This is a genomic window from Pauljensenia sp. C0254C2 (assembly GCF_056583835.1).
The window spans coordinates 164734-181639 of record NZ_JBWPJO010000006.1 but is presented as its reverse complement, the minus strand read 5'-3'; the positions used below and the strand labels follow the sequence as shown (position 1 = coordinate 181639).

Genomic DNA, 16906 nt, shown 5'->3' with positions numbered 1-16906 from the left:
CCCCGCGACACGCCCACCCCATACACACATTTCGGGCATTAACCCAGCATGCCGCTGTCGGGAACAGCGAATGGGCAAATAAAAACGTGTGCCGAGTCCAGCTGACTGTTGCCAGCCGCACTCGGCACACGCCCAAGAACTGTCTGCCTTATCCCTTTACAGCGCCTGCAGCCAGGCCCGCCCGCCAGTAGCGCTGCAAGGCAAGGAAGAGGACGATCAACGGGATAACGCCCAGAAGTGCTCCCAGCATGACCGCACCCTTTTGAGGTGCGAAGTAGCTCATCATGCCGTACAGGCCAAGGGTCACTGGTTTGATCTCCGGGGATGAGACCATCATCAACGGCAGCAGGAAGTTGTTCCATGTCTGCACGAAGATAAACAGGAAGATCGTGACCATCGCGGGGCCGAGGAGACGCAGGACAACTGTGAAGAAGATACGTACCTCTCCGGCTCCGTCAATGCGTGCCGCCTCCAGCAGCTCGGTCGGCACTGATGTGGACGAATACACCATGCCGAGGAACACACCAAACGGTGAGACCCAGCTTGGAATAATGATCGCCAGCATGGTGTTGGTCAGACCAAGAGAGTGGAACACGATGTACAGCGGAACTGTCAGCAGTGCTATCGGGATCAGCATACCTGCCATGATGGTTCCGAGTACGATTTTCTTTCCCGCGAAGTTGAACTTGGACAGTGCGTAGCCGCACGCCACTGAAATCAGTGTGCCGATGACGCCGGCAACGGTTGAATACAGCAGTGAGTTGCCAACCCAGCGCCAGAAGAGGCCACCAGTCCATTCGTTGAGCTTGTAGTAATTTTCCGCCAGGTTCATGCGTGCGAACCAGAAGCCGTTCGAGGAGGCAAGGTCAGCGTTGGTTTTTGTGGATGAGAAGATGACCCACACGATCGGGATCAGGAAATAGATCAGCGCACCGATCAAAACAACAGCTGTGATGACGCGTGCAAATGTGGACGGTGCCAGCGACCGTGGAGGTTCGGGTCGGCTGCTTTCACGGCGTGCGGCTGGCTTACGGAATTTTGCGCTCCATGGACGAGTGTGCGTTGCGATGCTCATCGGCTGACCTTCCGTTGGACCAATGCGTAGATTGCGGCAAGAACACCCGCAATGATCGCCATCACTATTGACACGGCGGAAGCCGGGCCGTCACCGGATGGTGAAAGTGTTCCCATCATGGTGTTGTAGGACATCATCATCGGCGTGTAGTCCTTACCCATCCAAGTGTTGACTGTTTCCATTACTGTAGGTTCGTTGAACAGCTGGATCGTGCCGATGATCGACAGAAGAACGGACAGCAGCAACGCGCCTCTGACCATGGGGACCTTGATATGTCGGACAACTTTCCAGCCGTTCGCACCGTCAATGTAAGCCGCATCGTACAGGTCGTGAGGAATTGACTGAAGCGCGGCCATGAAGATCAGCATGTTGTAGCCCGTGTACGTCCATGTCGTCATATTCGCCATCGACGCGAGGATGATGTTCTTCGACATGAAGTCAATGCTGATGCCAATTGATGCCAGCCCTTTAACAATCGGGGAAATCTCGGGGGTGTACAGGTACAGCCACACCATGGCAGCAACAATTCCAGGAATAGCGAACGGAAGGAAGTAGCCGAGTCGGTAAACGGTGACGTGGCGAGTCAGGAATGAGTCGAGCAGAAGCGCCAACCCCAAAGCAGCCAGTGTCATGACGGGGATCTGGAAGAGCGCGTAAATGAGAACGCGTCCGACACCTGCCCAAAAGCGCGGATTTCCCAGCACTTCCTGATAGTTCAGGAATCCGACGAACTGTTCAGTACTTTCGCCGCCGCCAAATAGCCCGCCTCCTTTGGGAACCAGTTTGAAGAAGGACTTGTACAAGGACACGAAGATAGGAATCAGGAAGACGAGGACGAATGACAGGAAGAACGGGAGCGCGAAGCCCCAGCCTGCAATTGATTCCCTCCGGGCGCGCCTGTTCGATCCGCGGCGTGGCGTGGCGTGAATGGATGATGTTCTCGGTGAGTCCTGTCTCACCGTTGTCCCTGTCATACCTCTACTGCTCCTTTGAATCATCTACGGCAGGCGCGCTGAGCATATGCGCTGTATGTTCGTGGCGTATACAGTGATCAGTCGGCCAGAACGCCTGCATATCTGTTCTGGCCGACTGATCATCGTGATAGCTATTCGGCAACCGGCAGACCGTTGTCCTTCAATGTCTTAATTGAAGTCTCCTGCGCTGCCTTGTAGACGTCAGCAACTTTTCCTGAGCCGTCTGCAGCGCCTGCCGCAGCTTCCTGCATCTTCGGCACCACAGCCGAGAAATAGGGCATGAAGCTGAAATTAGGCGCCATTGCTTCGTTGGCCTTTGCGAGTTCAGCGAAGACATCCTGACCACCGTAGAAGCTCATCACAGCTTCCGGTGTCTTCATTTCGCCAAGCGCGGCCACGACTAGGCCTTGGGAAACGAGGTCATCGATCTGAGTGTTGAACCAGTCGTTGAATTCCATGGCCTGTTCGGGGTACTCGCATCCCTTCATGACTGCCGTACCGGACCCACCGTCAGGTCCGGTCAGTGCGCCTGCACCATAATCGGGGAGCTGAGCGACAGCCCATTTGCCTTCATTGTCGGTGCCCTTCATGGTGTCCATGAGCAGAGGAGCTTCCCAGCTGGCGCCGACAGTGCCAATGAGCTTTCCTTCGACAAGAGCCTGGGCGAATGCGTCGCCCCAGCGCTCGAGAGGCAGCGTGGTCTTGTCGTCGAGCATCTTCTGCCAGAAGTCGGCAACGACTGCGGACTTGTCTGAGTCTGCGTTGACCTTCCACTGGTCATTTTCTGGTGTATACCACTCACCACCAGCTGCAGCGGCCTGAGCGCTGTACCAGTGTGCTTCGTCAGGCAGGAATGCTGAGATGTACTTGCCGGCTTCAGCAGCCTTCGCAGCTGCAGCCTGAAACTCTTCGAGGTTCGTCGGAACATCGATGCCGAGCTCTTCAAATGCAGCCTTGTTGTAGTAGTAGACCAGCGGGCCGGTATCCTGCGGCAGGCCAACGGTCACGTCGCCGACCTTCATCAGGTTGAAGACGCTGGAGTAGTGATCTTTGTACTGATCCGCCAGCTCGGTCACGTCCTCGACCAAGCCTTTGACATACATTTCGGGGACTTCGGCGTATCCGAGCATCGCCAGGCAGGGGCCCGAGTTAGCCTTGATATCCGTTTCAAGTTTCTTGATCATTTCGTGTGCGGCACCATCGAACTTCGTTGTGGTGACGTGAATATCAGGATGCTCCGCGTTCCAGCGGTCAGCAATTTCCTGTACCTTCACCATGCCGTCGCCGTCAGGCAGACGGTGCATGTAAGCAATCTCCACTTTTCCGCCGTCACCAGCCGGAGCGGCCGTTGACTGATCGCCAGATGCGGAATTCGACTCACCGCCGTCGCCATTGGAGCATGCTGCAAGTCCCATCATGCTGAGGGATGCCACCGCTCCGAGAGCGGTCACCTTCTTCAGTGAATTGGCCATCGTGTTGTCTCTCCTTCGAGCTTGAATGTCTGAGGCTCTTGACGCAAACCTCAAGTTCACATAAATAGTACCCGTGCCACATGGATCTTTGCCAAACCGATCCTCGTGACACGTAACATTCGTTAACGATCTGTGACACATCGCCGCGTCATCAGTACCACTCCTCCGGCGCAGCCGAGAAGAGCCCCAAACAGCGCCAACGCGCCATTTCCACCGGTTCTTGCAATGAATGTGCGGCCTTCGTGTGAATGGCTGGCGTCGCCATCAGGTTCCACTGTGGGACGTTGGCCTGTTCCCGGTTGAGCAGCCTGGTCACCTTGATTACCGCCATTTTCTCCCGGATTCTCGCCATTGTGAGAATTTTCATCACTTTCCGGATTATTTCCGCTTTGGGGCTCTTCGCAGACTTCGTTCAGCGGATAGGCATAAGCTTCGAGCGCTGCCACGGCGACTACCGGCTGAGCCCACACCTGACTCTTGAGGGTCAGGCGGATAAATCGTCCTGTTGTTTCCGGCAATTCAATAAGCTGCCATGAGGTACCTTCGACAAATTCACCTGAGAACAGTGGCTTCGTCCAGTTTTCTCCATCAACGCTGGTCGCGACTTCAAAGTGGCGAGCCTGGCCGTTCATGCCGATTTGACGAGGCCAGTAGTTCAGTGCCGTGATGCGCCTGACTTCTCCAAGGTCGACGGTCACCCAGTGCGGGAAAGGGAGGATTTCTGGCTGCCATTGCGAGTGCCACAGTTTTTCGGGGTCAAGATTGAGCACATTCTCCGGCAGTCCGTCCCAGTTCGAATCGGAGGCTGACGCTTTGAGCGGGACGAACGTGTAGCGGAAACTTGCCCCTGCCTGCGTGCTGTGTTCGTCTGCCCCATCGTTCCAACTCACGGTTGCCAGAACTTGTGTCTGACCGAAGTCAGCACACCGTGGAGACATCACAAGTGGCACCTCAACGCTCTGGCCGTCTTCAATGGTTTCCGGAATGGCGCCTGTTGATTCGACTGTCCACTTTGGTGTTTCCTCAACGGTGAGCTTCACGTTGGTCACTGTTGCGCCGCTGTTATTGGTCAGCACAGCTGTGATGGCTGCTGATTCACCGTAGTGAACACGCGGTTCGTCAAAGTTCAGAGCTAAACCGAAAGCTCCAACGATCTTCCAGCGGGCCTGCGTTTTGTCATAAGGGAGCTGCGCACCGCGAGCATCCTTGTCAGCCATCAGCATCATTGACGCCGCGTTCATCACCACCGCGTTGTTGTGGTCATTGCTGATTTGCCACTTTTGTCGTGACGTATCACTGCACGCGGCCAGAGCCAGTGATCCGCCCTCGTCAGCTGGAACCTGGAGGCGTGTGGGCTCACCTGCCAGGTCAAGGCACTTGCCGGTCACGGAGTCTCTGATCGTAAAGTAGCCGTCATCAGTTTGCTGCACGTTCCACACATACTGGTTCTGAGTCAAATGCGCTGACTTGTCATCAGCGACATTCAGGTATCGCCCATTGTCTACCAGTTCGATCGTGTAATTCCCATCGCGCAGCGTGGGTTCCGTGGGTGGTATCCACTTTGCTGAATGCCCCAGTGTGTCGATCAGCGTCTTGAACTCGTCCCATGTATCCAGTTCGTATGCGTCTGACCACGTAATCTGTGCGACGTAGCGCAGCGGATCATTCTGGAGCCGTTCGACCTGGTTCTGAGTCTCGGCAGCGCTGTTATCCGGCCACAGGCTCATCTTTGCGCCCAGAACGTTGGGATGAGGCGCGCCCAATTCCCCGACCTTTTCGTCCTTGTCGAAGTTCGCTACGCTGAAGCGTTCGCCATAGAGCCTGGGGGTGTCGATTTTCAGCGAGCCGCGCGTCTGATAGAGCGCCACATTCGCATTCATGACCTGATGACCGCTGTCCACCAGGTTCTGTGCTTTTCGGTCCTTGGCCAGCCAGTGTTCCACAATAATGTCGGTGTCAAGAGCCTGAGTTCCGGTCTCAAGCGGGTAGCCGTCATTCCAGATTCGCAGCGTCTTTCCGTATGCGTCCTTGACGTAATCGTTGACACGGTTGACAAAATCCACATATGCATCGCGCGGAATTGCGGACTGACCCCACTTGTTCTTCGCATACTGCGCCATCTGCGGGAAGTCTTCGTATCGTCCCCAGATGTATTCATCTGCTCCCATGTGCCAGTACTGTGAGGTGAACAGCTTCATGTACTCGTCGATCAGGCTGGTGTAGAAGTCGAATGCTTCAGGCGTGGTGATATCCAAGTCGCCCTCGTATTTCTTGCCGTGCCTGTCGGATAGCTGCAGGTCCGGATAGTTTCTGATCCACGGTTCCATGTGTCCGGGCGAGTTGATCTCGGGAATCACGTCGATTCCTCGTTCGGCCGCATAATCCAGAATGTGGTGAACCTGGTCGGGCGTGTAGTACCCCCATTCGCTTGATTTCGGGTAGTTTTCGTTGGGGATCTTCACTTCCAGCAGCACCTGGTTCAGCTTGAAGTAGGCCATGTCGTCGAGGAGACGCTCGATGTAGTCCATCGACAGGTAGAGCCAGTTCGCTGAGAGGGTCACGCCGCGCTCAGCGTAAGCGGGCTGGTCGTCGACTTGCCCACGCGGGACGGTGAGCTGCTGGGAGAAGATCTGCGCGACGGTTTGGCTGCCGTACAGTGCTCCAATTGACGAGGGCGACGCGATGCGCACCGAATCATCAATCGTCAATCGGTAACCTTGCGCTCCCAAGTTGTTCAGGCTGACGTCCTGCATGATCGCAATGTCGCCGGATTCGGCCTGTTCGATCGGAACGATTTCATGAGAGCTTCCTGTGGCGCGGTCAAGTTCGCTTTTCAACGCGCTGGCAGCCAGTTTGGAGTTATCATCAGCCGCAATCTTCGCGGTGGCGCCAAGCGTAAACGTCGTGTCCTGGAGCGTCCATTGTCCGGTCAGCGAAGGAATGACATGTGGCATAGCGACTGCTTCGGCGACTGCCTCGGAAGCTGTTGCGGCACTGTCAGCCGAGTCTGCTGCATACGCAGCGTCTCCACCTCCCACGCCGAGGGCAAAGCACACGACTGCTGCAATGCCGAGAACGCATTTATACCTAAAGCGATTATTCGTCATATTCTTCTCCAATGCATTCATCGTTGAATGGCATCGAGACTAACATCATGCTGTCGCTTTGTCTGCCGGTCAGGGCAGTAGTTTGATACGTCTTGACCGAGTCAGCATGGCTGTCCATTGTCGGTTTTGGACTCAGCTCTTTGTCAGTGTAAGAGACGGATCCTTGACGACATATGCCTCGCCTCCCGCATAGTCAGTGAAGACCGCATATCCGAACTCAGCATCGAGTGAGTAAAAGGCCGATTGCCATCGTCCTGTTTCCCCATTCATCAGTCCTGTCGAGCAATTCTGGCCTTCGATAAAGCCTGGCTGATCAACCATCTTCATCTCATTTCCATTGATGTCGTAAGCGGCCAAGTTGAACTGATAAGGACCATGACATTCTTTGTCTACGGTTTCACTTGTCGTATTAGTCCACATGATGTCGAAGTACCACAAGCGCTGCCCCTCCGGAGGGACAAAACTTGGCTCGTAGTCGGGAAAAGCAGAGTTAATCATGTCTCTCTGCTCGATGGTCACCACGGTGAACGTCGCGGAAGGCAGAACAATCTCCTCTCCGACGGTGTAGGTGTCGACCATTTGCTCGGCGGGTTCGGGTTTCGAAGGCATCGACTGCTGTGTTGGTATAGAGGACTGTTCGGCCGTTGTTGTCGCGGTAGTCCCGCTCTCTTTTATCGCCTCATCTGTCGAATTCGCTCCGCATGCACTGAGTGCGAGGGATGCTGAAAGTGCGAGGGATGCTACGAGCCGAGCTCGCTTGTGAATAAGAGTATGCACGTACTCATATTACGGCACGTCTGGCAACAGCACTCTCTCGCATCTCTGCTCGCCATCTCGCCCAGCGCTCTGGAGGTACGAAGACGTCCGGGTTCCGAGCATCGTTCGTTGTACAGTAAGTAGTGCTCGCGGTCCCCTTGCGCTTCTTCCGATCAAAGTATCTGACAGCCCCCTCAGACCGCTGGTAAGACAAGCTGCAAGCTTCGACCTGAGTCTCTACAAAATCGTGCAACAAATCTCAGTGGAAGAGCACCCACTCATCGAAGTCATTAGTCAACGGAAGGCCACTGCAGTCCAGCGAAAAGGACTGATCCTCATTTTACGGGAGCACCTATGGGCAGCGAGTCGCTCCACCCTCAGGAACGATTTCGCCGCAGCCCGTAATGCCCCTCACCAGTTTCTACCAATAATTGCTCTCGTCTCCGCAGGGAAATTTCTCGCAGCTATCGCGGATCTTTCCCCGAACTCAATTAGATAGCGACACGCAACACGTTGCGTAGCTCGTCGCAGGGCTGGCACTCCCCCACAAACTTGAAACTAAGATAGCAACTCAGGCAGACGATTCTCACGCAGCGCCTCTTTGATGCGTATTGACATAGGAATCTCCAACACGCTTCTTAAGCAGACGGTGATTGCCTACCGTATGGACAATCTCCGCGCTCAAGAGAGCAAAACAGTCTTCCCGTGCCCCCGAGACGATTCGAACGTCCGACACCCGCTTTAGGAGAGCGGTGCTCTATCCCCTGAGCTACGAGGGCAGTGCGCCAAGGCGCAAGGAATAGAGTATCACCCTCGTTTTGGTTCACCACATCGCGGCCGCATGCGACTTAGGGCGTCTCAGCTATCTTGCCGCGCTCAGCACTGGCTAGCACACTACCGCCATCTGTATTGAGACGCTCGGAACTGACCAGCGGCACGCTAGGTACCGTGCGCCGCTCCGAACTGACTAGCGGCGCTCCCAAGTGCCTTGCGGCGCGGGTGAGTCATCTGTGCGTTCAGAGGGGACGATCATGACCGGGCAGGTTGAATGGCCCAGAACCGTCTGAGAAGTCGATCCCAGCAAGACCCCTGCAAACCCACCGCGCCCACGTGTTCCCACAACCACTAAGTCAACGGCTGTTGAGAACTCGATGAGAAGCGACGCGGGCGATCCGTCCAACGCGTGACGCGCCACATGGATGTCACGGCCAGCCAGCGCAGAATCAATCGCCATGTTCAGTCCCTGACGCACGTCGGCCAGCAGCGCTTCGCGGTCAATTGACGTCGGCATCCACGCCATCATCGAGTTGCCCTGCGCGATCGGTACCGCCGAAATTGCCGTCAGTTCAGCATCCCACACTTCAGCTTCATCAATGGAGCGCTTCAAGGCGGCAGAGGCAACCTCGGAGCCATCACTGCCGACCACGATTCGCTCCACAGGGGTGAACGACTTGCCGCTGGTATGGCGCGGCACGACAACCACAGGGCACTTCGCGTGAGCCGGCAAGGCGCTGGAAACTGTTCCCAGCAGCCGATCGGCAAACCCGCCACCGCCGCGCGACCCGACAACGATCATGTCCACTTCTTTGGACATGTCAACCAGGACGCCTGCAGGATCCCCCGGCTCAATCGAACTGGAAACGTGGATGTCTCCCTGCTTCTTCGCATGTTCGACAGCTTCATCGACGACAGTTTGCGCCCCACGCTTGAGAGCTTCGTCGTCCAGCATGGCGTACCCGCCGTCGAGGGCGGCCGCAGAATACGAGGCAAGCGCATAGGTACAGATCACATGGACTCGCGCACCCGTTCGAACCGCGCGGTCACTCGCCCACTTCACAGCAGCAAGAGACTCAGTGGAACCATCCGTTCCGACGAGGATAACTTCCTTGGACCCCATATTGTCCTCCTTCATGAAGTGTTACCACCATTGTGCCTTGAAGTTGGCCTTTGTGGGGCGAATAGAGATCGAAACGGCGTAAAACGATTCCTGCTCGCATGAAAACGTGGGCCTCACCTTACGGTGAGACCCACGCGTGACAATCAGGTCAGAGCCCGCATCCAAGGAGCCCTGCCGCCTTGCTGAGGTCAGTGAGCGACGCGGATGAACTCGTAGCTTCCCCACAGACCCTGGACCTTGGTCACGGATCCAGGTGTGGTGGCTTCGATAACCATTCCGTTTCCGGCGTAGATGCCGACGTGGCCGTATGCGTGCCACACGAGGTCACCAGGCTGAGCTTCCGATGCAGGAACCGACACGCCGGCCGCTCCCTGCGCTCCGGAGGTGCGGGGAATGGAAATGCCCGCCAGGCCGTAGACGTACTGTGTGAAGCCCGAGCAGTCGAATCCAGCCGGTGAGGAACCACCGTAGACGTAGGGCACACCCAGCAGAGACATGGCGATCGAAACGATATCGCCAGAAGCAGCGTTCACTGCGATCGGAGCCTGCTCACCGTCGGTAAGTTCCGCGCGCGCCTCATCGCGGTTGGCGGCCTCCATCCCGTCAGCTTCTTCAGTAGCTGGCGCTGCCTCTTCAGGGGCTGCTGCCGTGACTGCAGCTTCGTCACCGATCAGGTCAGATGCTTTCCAAGCGATGTTCGGAACGCTCAGGGTCGGTGCTGCTTTTTCAGTGCCAGCAGTAATGCCTTTGACGTGAGTGGAAGGCGCGTCAGAACCTTCCGGGGTTGCCTGAGCGGTGCCGACAACAGCAGCGGTCAAAGCAAGACCCGTCACGGAAACAAAAGCTGTCCCACGCACGGGCTGAAGGGTAACCGACGATACGGCATCAGTAATCGGTGTCAAGGGTGTCAAAGGGCGGCAAGCCTTGCGATGCCGCAGAACGGTTTTCGTTCGTTTCACTTCTTTTAAAATCTCCACTTATTCGCTTACGAGGTCAGCTGTCGGGTTCGGACTGGAGTGTCCGGTCCACTTTGGGACTTCACCCCAAGATCGCCAGGCGATCACGTCAGGTTTTGGGTCCCCCGCGCCAAACAGGTGCTTCCCACGCTCACCATTGTTTGGCTTAAGCGGATGGTGTGTGGGTGGATGCGTCGCAACCAAGAGATACATTAGCGCGTCTACCCCTCAAATGTCACGCAATGGTAACGGTGATGTACGCAATCTTTTGGAGCACCCCTACTTGCGTTCCATCGCAAAGAACAGATGCGGGACGAAAGCCACATTCAGCCGAAGGAAATGAGCGTCCTCGCCCTCGTCGCTGAGCGCCCGAATCAGGACATCTCCCGTCTTCTCATCAGCCACGGCAACCGCCATGACTGTGGGAAACAGGCCGAGTTCTTCGAAGCGTGCCAGCACATCAACCTCTGCCTGGATGGGTTCACCAATGCGTGCAATGGGAGCTACAACACGTTCCGATTCTCTGAGCGCAACCTCCACGGACACTTCCGGACGGTCGATCTCAATACCCGGAAGAGGGTTGCCATACGGATCCGTCTGGGGGACACCTAACAGTTTGACCAGGCGCGCTTCGACCTGTTCGGACATCACGTGTTCCCATCGGCATGCTTCCTCGTGGACGTCCGCCCATCCCAGACCGATGATGTCGAGGAGGAGGCGCTCAGCGAGACGGTGCTTGCGCATCACTTCCCGCGCCCGGTACCATCCGTCTCGCGTCAGTTCAAGGCGTCGATCCCCCAACACGTGCAGCAAACCATCGCGCTCCATGCGCGACACCGTCTGTGAAACAGTAGGGCCGGAGTGACCGAGCCGGTCGACGATCCGGGCACGCAGAGGTGTGACCCCATCTTCTTCCAATTCAAAGATGGCCTTGAGGTACATCTCCGTCGTGTCGATGAGCTCTCCCACTGTGTCCTCCATCCCCATTTCGTGACGTGGTATTAGCCACAACGTTAATGACTTTAGTGTCGAACAGTGAAAAACGCCGCAGATAGCTGCAGAACGCCGAAAAGTCAAGGTGCCTGCCGGCCGCTGTAAACGCTCGTATTCGGAAGGCGGGCGTTGCCTTATTCGCGGCGGTGCGCATGCAGCGCAGATGCTTCGACGGCACGAGTGTCCACCCCGCCAAGGCTGGCACTCTCGAGCCTGAAAAGGGACTACCTTGGGGGCTATGACAGATCAGTTGGACGCTCAGTGCCCTCGCATTCCTGACACGCTCTTGCCTCACGATGGCCGGTTCGGCTGCGGCCCGTCGAAGATTCGCACCCAGCAGCTCGACGCGTTGATGCGTCCACTCGTCATGGGAACGTCTCACCGTCAGCAGCCTGTCCGCTCCATTGTGGCATCGATCCGCAGTGGGCTACGCGATCTGTTCTCCCTGCCCGAAGGGTGGGAGGTCACCCTCGGCAATGGTGGATCCACAACATTTTGGGCCGTCGCTACGACCTCACTGATTCGCAGGCGCAGCGCCCACGCCGTTTTCGGCGAGTTCGGCTCGAAGTTCGCTGACGAGGCCGCCCGCGCGCCCCACCTTGCCGCACCCCTGATTGTGAAAAGTGAGCCTGGCACGGTGGCCACACTCATTGACGAGGGTGCCGTCGGCCATGATTCAGGGGAACCGATCGACGTTGCGGCATACCCGCATCACGAGACTTCCACTGGTGCTCTCAGCCCGCTGTATCGGGTCAACGTTGATGACTGTCTGACCGTTGTGGACGCCACGTCGATCGCCGGTGGTGTACGCGTCGATCTGAACAATGTGGACGTCTACTATTTCAGCCCTCAGAAGTGTTTTGGCTCCGACGGAGGCCTGTGGGTCGCGCTGCTCTCCCCTGCGGCTCAGGAGCGCGCCGAAAGGTTGCACGGCGATGATGCACGCTGGATGCCGCAGATCCTGGATCTGTCAATCGCATGCAGGAATTCGAGCAAGGATCAGACGCTGAATACTCCTGCCATCGCCACGCTTATCATGCTGGATCAGCAGATTCAGTGGATGCTGGCCGGTGGTGGCCTGCAGGTGATGGAAGCTCGCTGCCTCGAATCTTCGGACGTGCTGTACCAGTGGGCGGATGCGCACTCGCACCTGACGCCGTTCGTCTCCAATGCTCAGTGGCGCTCCCCCGTTGTTGTCACGGTCGATTGTGACGACACCGTCGATGCGGCGCGCGTATGCCGGATTCTGCGTGCCAACGGGGTTGTCGATGTCGAACCGTACCGTAAGCTCGGGCGCAATCAGCTGCGCATCGGTACATTCCCCTCGGTGGAAAGCCGGGACGTTCGCGCACTCACACAGTGCGTGGACTGGGTGATCGACAACAACCTCGCCTAGCGCCTGAACCAGGTCGCTATCCACCTTCGGATGCGCGTCGGGTGGCCTCGGCCGCATCCTGAGCGGCCCTGGCGCGTTCAACAGGGCCGACCGCTTCGAGCGGGTGGAATGACCAGTGCAGTCGGACGCGGATTTCCCAGTGGATAATCGCCCACACGCCGGCTGCAATAGCGATCAGGAGGGAGAAGATTCCTCCGATCAGGATTGACCAGCGGGCACCGAACTGCTGCCCTATCCAGCCGATCAGCGGGGCTCCCAGCGGAGTGGATCCCATGAAGATCATCGAGTACAGTGCCATGACCCGTCCGCGCATCTCCTCAGCAGTGGAGATCTGGATGGCGGCATTGGCCGCGGTAATCATGGTGAGCATCGCCAGGCCAGTCGGAATCGAAATGAGAGCGAACGACCAGTAGTTGGGTGCAAGTCCCAGAATGATTTCAACCAGTCCGAATGCTGCTGCAGCCAAAACAATCAGGCGAAGGCGCGGTACGCGTCGACGTGCTGCGATAAGGGCGCCGGTCAGCGCTCCGATCGCCATGAAGGAACCAAGAATTCCGTAGTCGCCGGCCTGACGGTGGTAGACCTCTGTGGCCATCATGGCGGAAGTCATCTGGAAGTTCATGCCAAGGGCTGACACCACGGACACGACGATGAGGATCAGGATGATGTCTGGGCGCGAGCGCACGTAGGCGAGACCTTCGCGGATCTGACCCTTCTCGCGCTTGACGTGACGCTGAGCGTTCAACTCATCTGTGCGCATCAGTGCCAGCGCAATCACAGGCGCCGCAAACAACGCACCGTTGATGATGAAGACCCAGCCCGGACCCACCCAATCAATGACCAGGCCAGATAGTGCCGGTCCAATGAGGCGGGCCGAGTTGAAAGCAGTTGAATTCAGTCCCACTGCGTTCGGCAGTGATTCAGCGGGAACAAGTTCGGACACGAATGCCTGGCGGGCAGGTGAATCGAGGGTCGATCCGATTCCACCGATCAGGGCCAGCACGTAGACGTGCCACAGTTGGGCGGTGCCCGTCAGCACGAGGGCACCCAGGATCAGCCCGAGAGCCGCAGTCAAGACCTGCATGGCCTGAATGAGGTGTCTGCGGTTGAGGCGGTCTGCCAGGACACCGGCCCATGGTGACAGCACCAGCAGTGGTATGAACTGCAGTGCTGTCACCACGCCGACCTGGAACCCTTCGTTATCCGTCAGGACGGTGAGAACCAGCCAGTCCTGAGCCACACGCTGCATCCACGTACCGGTCGAGGCAATGATGTTGCCGATGAACCAGTAGCGGAAGTTGGTATAGCGCAGCGAGTGGAAGGTCCGGGACACCTGACGAACTACTCCTTAAAGGTTGAGCGTTCAGCCAAGCAGTGCGCGCTGAATCGGGCCCAACGCGAAGTAGGCCACGAACAGAATCGACACGACCCACATGAGCGGGTGAATCCTGCGTGCTTTGCCGATCGCTATTTGAATGGCTGTGTAAGCGATGAATCCAACGCCGATACCTACCGAAATCGAGTAGGCGAACGGCATGAAGGCAATCGTCAAGAATGCCGGAATCGCTATTTCGGGCTTGTGCCACTCCATGTCGGTGACCTGCACCATCATGAGGAACCCGACGAAGACCAGAGCCGTTGAGGCAGCCTCGGTCGGCACCAGGTTGACGATCGGTGCAAGGAAGGTCGAGACAAGGAACAGACATCCCGTCACTACCGATGCTAGACCAGTTCGTGCGCCTTCGCCCACGCCGGCCGCTGATTCGATGAAGGACGTGTTCGAGGAGACGCCACCCATACCGCCAGCCATTGCCGAAACAGAGTCGATGAGCAGAATCTGCTTGGATCGCGGCGGGTTGCCCTTTTCGTCCAGCAGGTCACCCTCGGCGCCCACGGCCACCATCGTTCCCATCGTGTCGAAGAAGTCAGCCAGCATCAGCGAGAAGACCAGCAGAATCACTGCGAGGGGTCCCAGCTTGCCGAATGCGCCGAACATGTCGACCTGGAAGAGGGAGGAGAACTGAGGAAAAGCCACCGGTGCGCCATCGATTTCAGGAACTGACTGTCCCCAGCCGGTCGGGTTTTCGTCGGACTTCTGCCCGATCTTCACGAACGCCTGGATGATGATGGCCAGAACGGTCGATGAGAGGATGCCGATCAGGATGGCGCCACGCACCTTGCGCACGTACAGGATGATCGTCAGGAACAGGCCAAAGACGAAGATCACTGCGGGCCACCCGTCGAGGGAGCCGTCAACACCGAGCTGGACGGGTGTTCCGCCCGGACGGATGATGCCGGCGTTCAGCAGACCGACAAAAGCGATGAACAGACCGATGCCCACAGAAATAGCGGTCTTCAACTGGCGCGGAACCGCCTTGAAGACCGCTTCCCTGAAGCCTGTCAGCACCAGGATCGTGATGAGGATACCTTCCCACACGATCAGGCCCATTGCTTCCTGGAAGGTCAGACCTGATGCGCCGACCAGGGTGAATGCCACCATAGCGTTCAACCCCATGCCTGCTGCCAGGCCCAACGGGTAGTTGGCGACGACACCCATCAGGACGGTCATGATGCCTGCGACAAGCGCGGTGCCGGCGGCGACTGCCTGGGTCGAGATGTTCTCAGGAAGAGCTGACGACAAGATGATCGGGTTAATCACCAGGATGTAGGCCATCGAGAAGAAGGTGACGAAGCCGCCGCGGATTTCCCGGCCCACCGTGGAACCACGTTCAGTGATGTGGAAGAAACGATCGAGACCGTTTTGTGCAACACCGCTGCTTGCAGAACGCTGTGACTGAGCTGCGGCGTTTTTCTGATTCTTTACACTGTGATTGCGCGCATTGTTGCGCTGCTTGGAATTTTTGGAGCTCACCTGAAAATGGTGCCCCGCTCGACATGACTTTTTCAAGCTGGGTAGTGCTGAAAGAGACCGATATAACGCCGCGCCACCTCGTCAGGCACCTTAAGGCCTCGTCACGGGCACAAATTGACGAGGGAGACCTGCCTGGTTCGCCTGCCCCAGCTCGACCGTTTCCACTCCAAAATCGTTGACGTGAGATGGGCGCACAGGCCACTGAGTTTTCCGATTCGGTGTATCGGTTTCCGAGTGTGCACCACACGCATGGTCGAGGCTGACAACCTTTCCATCGTCCTGAGCCCACTCATTGGCACACACACCAAATACTGTGCGGAACTCCCCTGGCAGCTTCACCAGGAATCCACAGGTCGAACACGGATTTTTCGCCAGGCGGCCTCGTGCCGGACCCTGCTGAGAGTGGTACCAGCGTTCACTGGCACTGCGACGGCCCTCGGTTGAAAGGACGCGCGCACGGCCCAGGCCAAGTTCACGCGTCGTCGGCAGGTCTGGATTCTCCCCGGCGTCCTCGTAGGACTGATCGAGGCGCTCATCATCTGCGCGATACGGCAGGACATCTGAGCGTGAAAGGTCGTCGGGAGTCAGACGCTCAGCCCACGGCACCCACGGCGGTGCAAGCAGCGAATCGTCACCGGGGATAAGGTCGACTTCGCAGATCGTTGCTTTGCGTCCACGCGGAACGCGGGCAACTGTCACTGCCCATGTCCACCCGCGATAACCAGGATCGAGGTTGTCGAACAGATGGGTGAGCAAGCGGTCACCGTCGACGCGGATGCCGACGTGTTCACCAACTGTGCCGGGGCGTGCGACGTCTTCAGCGGCTTGGCGCGCAATCTCAACCGCGCCTTCCAGCACGACGTCTTTCTTGCGACTCCTGGGTCGCGTTGTCTTTTCAGGCATCGAAATCCTCTGCGACAGCTTGCAGCATTTTGGCTACCTGTCGCGCATTTTCTGGGTAGTGGCCACGTCGAAGTGAGTTCGACGCGTCATCGAGCAGTTTGATGAGGTCCTCAACAACGGGAACCATGGCTTGGGGACGGCGACGGTGCGCTTTTGCGATGGAGTGAGCTTCCTTAATGACGCGCACGGAAAGAGCCTGAGGCCCTTTACGTCCGTCAGCAACCGAGTACTCAACGCGGGTTCCTGATTTGAGCGTAGGTGTCTCGGGTGGCAGTGCAGAGGCATGGAGGAAAACCTCAACTCCATCGTCTCCACCAATGAAGCCGAAGCCACGGTCAGCATCGAAGAACTTCACTTTGCCGGTCGGCACGATCGCGCTCCTTTTAAAGTAGAGTCCCTCAGGGCAGCTGTGCCGCCCTTCGGGGTCGGTGTGCGCGCCGCGGTGGCGCGCATGTGTCCTGTCTATGATAAGCCGGGAAGCTGTCCCGGGCGATTCTCCAGGCTG

13 protein-coding genes, 1 tRNA gene and 1 riboswitch are annotated in these 16906 nt (G+C 57.5%); of the genes, 1 reads left to right on the top strand and 13 read right to left on the bottom strand.

Annotated elements, in window-relative coordinates; genetic code table 11:
• Nucleotides 1-148: 148 nt before the first annotated feature.
• The 9 genes from AC1DA5_RS06555 to AC1DA5_RS06515 form a co-directional block, all read right to left on the bottom strand.
• Nucleotides 149-1075 carry a carbohydrate ABC transporter permease gene (locus AC1DA5_RS06555; RefSeq protein ID WP_082628580.1) on the bottom strand — a complete coding sequence of 309 codons (927 nt, stop codon included), beginning with the start codon at nucleotides 1073-1075 and terminating at the stop codon, nucleotides 149-151.
• Nucleotides 1072-2049 (bottom strand): carbohydrate ABC transporter permease, encoded by a 978-nt coding sequence (locus tag AC1DA5_RS06550; protein ID WP_058237242.1) that lies wholly within the window; start codon nucleotides 2047-2049, stop codon nucleotides 1072-1074. The genes AC1DA5_RS06555 and AC1DA5_RS06550 overlap by 4 nt, the downstream gene beginning before the upstream one ends.
• A gap of 131 nt (nucleotides 2050-2180) precedes the next feature.
• On the bottom strand, nucleotides 2181-3521 hold the full coding sequence (locus AC1DA5_RS06545; RefSeq protein WP_058237243.1) for an ABC transporter substrate-binding protein: 1341 nt from the start codon (nucleotides 3519-3521) through the stop codon (nucleotides 2181-2183).
• Nucleotides 3522-3643: 122 nt separating this feature from the next.
• The gene (locus AC1DA5_RS06540; protein ID WP_480289594.1) at nucleotides 3644-6628 is read right to left on the bottom strand and encodes a family 20 glycosylhydrolase; all 2985 of its coding nucleotides are present in this window, start codon (nucleotides 6626-6628) and stop codon (nucleotides 3644-3646) included.
• A 132-nt stretch (nucleotides 6629-6760) separates the two neighbouring features.
• Nucleotides 6761-7405: a hypothetical protein gene (locus tag AC1DA5_RS06535; RefSeq protein WP_480289592.1), complete on the bottom strand. Its 645-nt coding sequence runs from the start codon at nucleotides 7403-7405 to the stop codon at nucleotides 6761-6763.
• Nucleotides 7406-8090: 685 nt separating this feature from the next.
• Nucleotides 8091-8163 (bottom strand) — tRNA-Arg (locus AC1DA5_RS06530).
• Between the two features lie 188 nt (nucleotides 8164-8351).
• The gene (locus AC1DA5_RS06525) at nucleotides 8352-9281 is read right to left on the bottom strand and encodes a universal stress protein (RefSeq protein ID WP_058237245.1); all 930 of its coding nucleotides are present in this window, start codon (nucleotides 9279-9281) and stop codon (nucleotides 8352-8354) included.
• A 188-nt stretch (nucleotides 9282-9469) separates the two neighbouring features.
• Complete coding sequence (locus AC1DA5_RS06520; RefSeq protein WP_480289591.1) at nucleotides 9470-10138, bottom strand: C40 family peptidase; 669 nt, start codon at nucleotides 10136-10138, stop codon at nucleotides 9470-9472.
• Nucleotides 10139-10248: 110 nt separating this feature from the next.
• A riboswitch (cyclic di-AMP (ydaO/yuaA leader) is annotated at nucleotides 10249-10420 on the bottom strand.
• Between the two features lie 96 nt (nucleotides 10421-10516).
• Nucleotides 10517-11206, bottom strand: a complete 690-nt coding sequence (locus tag AC1DA5_RS06515; RefSeq protein WP_058237879.1) for a metal-dependent transcriptional regulator — start codon at nucleotides 11204-11206, stop codon at nucleotides 10517-10519.
• A 262-nt stretch (nucleotides 11207-11468) separates the two neighbouring features.
• Between AC1DA5_RS06515 and serC the strand changes: the two genes are divergently transcribed.
• On the top strand, nucleotides 11469-12626 hold the full coding sequence (serC, locus tag AC1DA5_RS06510) for a phosphoserine transaminase (protein WP_480289589.1): 1158 nt from the start codon (nucleotides 11469-11471) through the stop codon (nucleotides 12624-12626).
• A gap of 16 nt (nucleotides 12627-12642) precedes the next feature.
• Here serC and AC1DA5_RS06505 read toward each other — a convergent pair whose 3' ends face one another.
• The 4 genes from AC1DA5_RS06505 to AC1DA5_RS06490 all read right to left on the bottom strand — a co-directional run bounded on the left by AC1DA5_RS06505 (nucleotide 12643) and on the right by AC1DA5_RS06490 (nucleotide 16771).
• Nucleotides 12643-13959, bottom strand: a complete 1317-nt coding sequence (locus AC1DA5_RS06505) for an MFS transporter (RefSeq protein WP_058237247.1) — start codon at nucleotides 13957-13959, stop codon at nucleotides 12643-12645.
• Between the two features lie 30 nt (nucleotides 13960-13989).
• Nucleotides 13990-15363 (bottom strand): NCS2 family permease, encoded by a 1374-nt coding sequence (locus AC1DA5_RS06500; RefSeq protein WP_257590441.1) that lies wholly within the window; start codon nucleotides 15361-15363, stop codon nucleotides 13990-13992.
• Nucleotides 15364-15588: 225 nt separating this feature from the next.
• Nucleotides 15589-16401: a DUF3027 domain-containing protein gene (locus AC1DA5_RS06495; RefSeq protein WP_092648824.1), complete on the bottom strand. Its 813-nt coding sequence runs from the start codon at nucleotides 16399-16401 to the stop codon at nucleotides 15589-15591.
• The gene (locus tag AC1DA5_RS06490; protein WP_058237249.1) at nucleotides 16394-16771 is read right to left on the bottom strand and encodes a cold-shock protein; all 378 of its coding nucleotides are present in this window, start codon (nucleotides 16769-16771) and stop codon (nucleotides 16394-16396) included. The genes AC1DA5_RS06495 and AC1DA5_RS06490 overlap by 8 nt, the downstream gene beginning before the upstream one ends.
• Between the last annotated feature and the right edge of the window lie 135 nt (nucleotides 16772-16906).

Excerpts from the sequence above, each read along its gene's own strand:
- AC1DA5_RS06555 (WP_082628580.1), bottom strand. The coding sequence starts at position 1,075 with ATGAGCATCGCAACGCACACTCGTCCATGGAGCGCAAAATTCCGTAAG.
- AC1DA5_RS06550 (WP_058237242.1), bottom strand. The coding sequence starts at position 2,049 with ATGACAGGGACAACGGTGAGACAGGACTCACCGAGAACATCATCCATT.
- AC1DA5_RS06545 (WP_058237243.1), bottom strand. The coding sequence starts at position 3,521 with ATGGCCAATTCACTGAAGAAGGTGACCGCTCTCGGAGCGGTGGCATCC.
- AC1DA5_RS06540 (WP_480289594.1), bottom strand. The coding sequence starts at position 6,628 with ATGACGAATAATCGCTTTAGGTATAAATGCGTTCTCGGCATTGCAGCA.
- AC1DA5_RS06525 (WP_058237245.1), bottom strand. The coding sequence starts at position 9,281 with ATGGGGTCCAAGGAAGTTATCCTCGTCGGAACGGATGGTTCCACTGAG.
- serC (WP_480289589.1), top strand. The coding sequence starts at position 11,469 with ATGACAGATCAGTTGGACGCTCAGTGCCCTCGCATTCCTGACACGCTC.
- AC1DA5_RS06495 (WP_092648824.1), bottom strand. The coding sequence starts at position 16,401 with ATGCCTGAAAAGACAACGCGACCCAGGAGTCGCAAGAAAGACGTCGTG.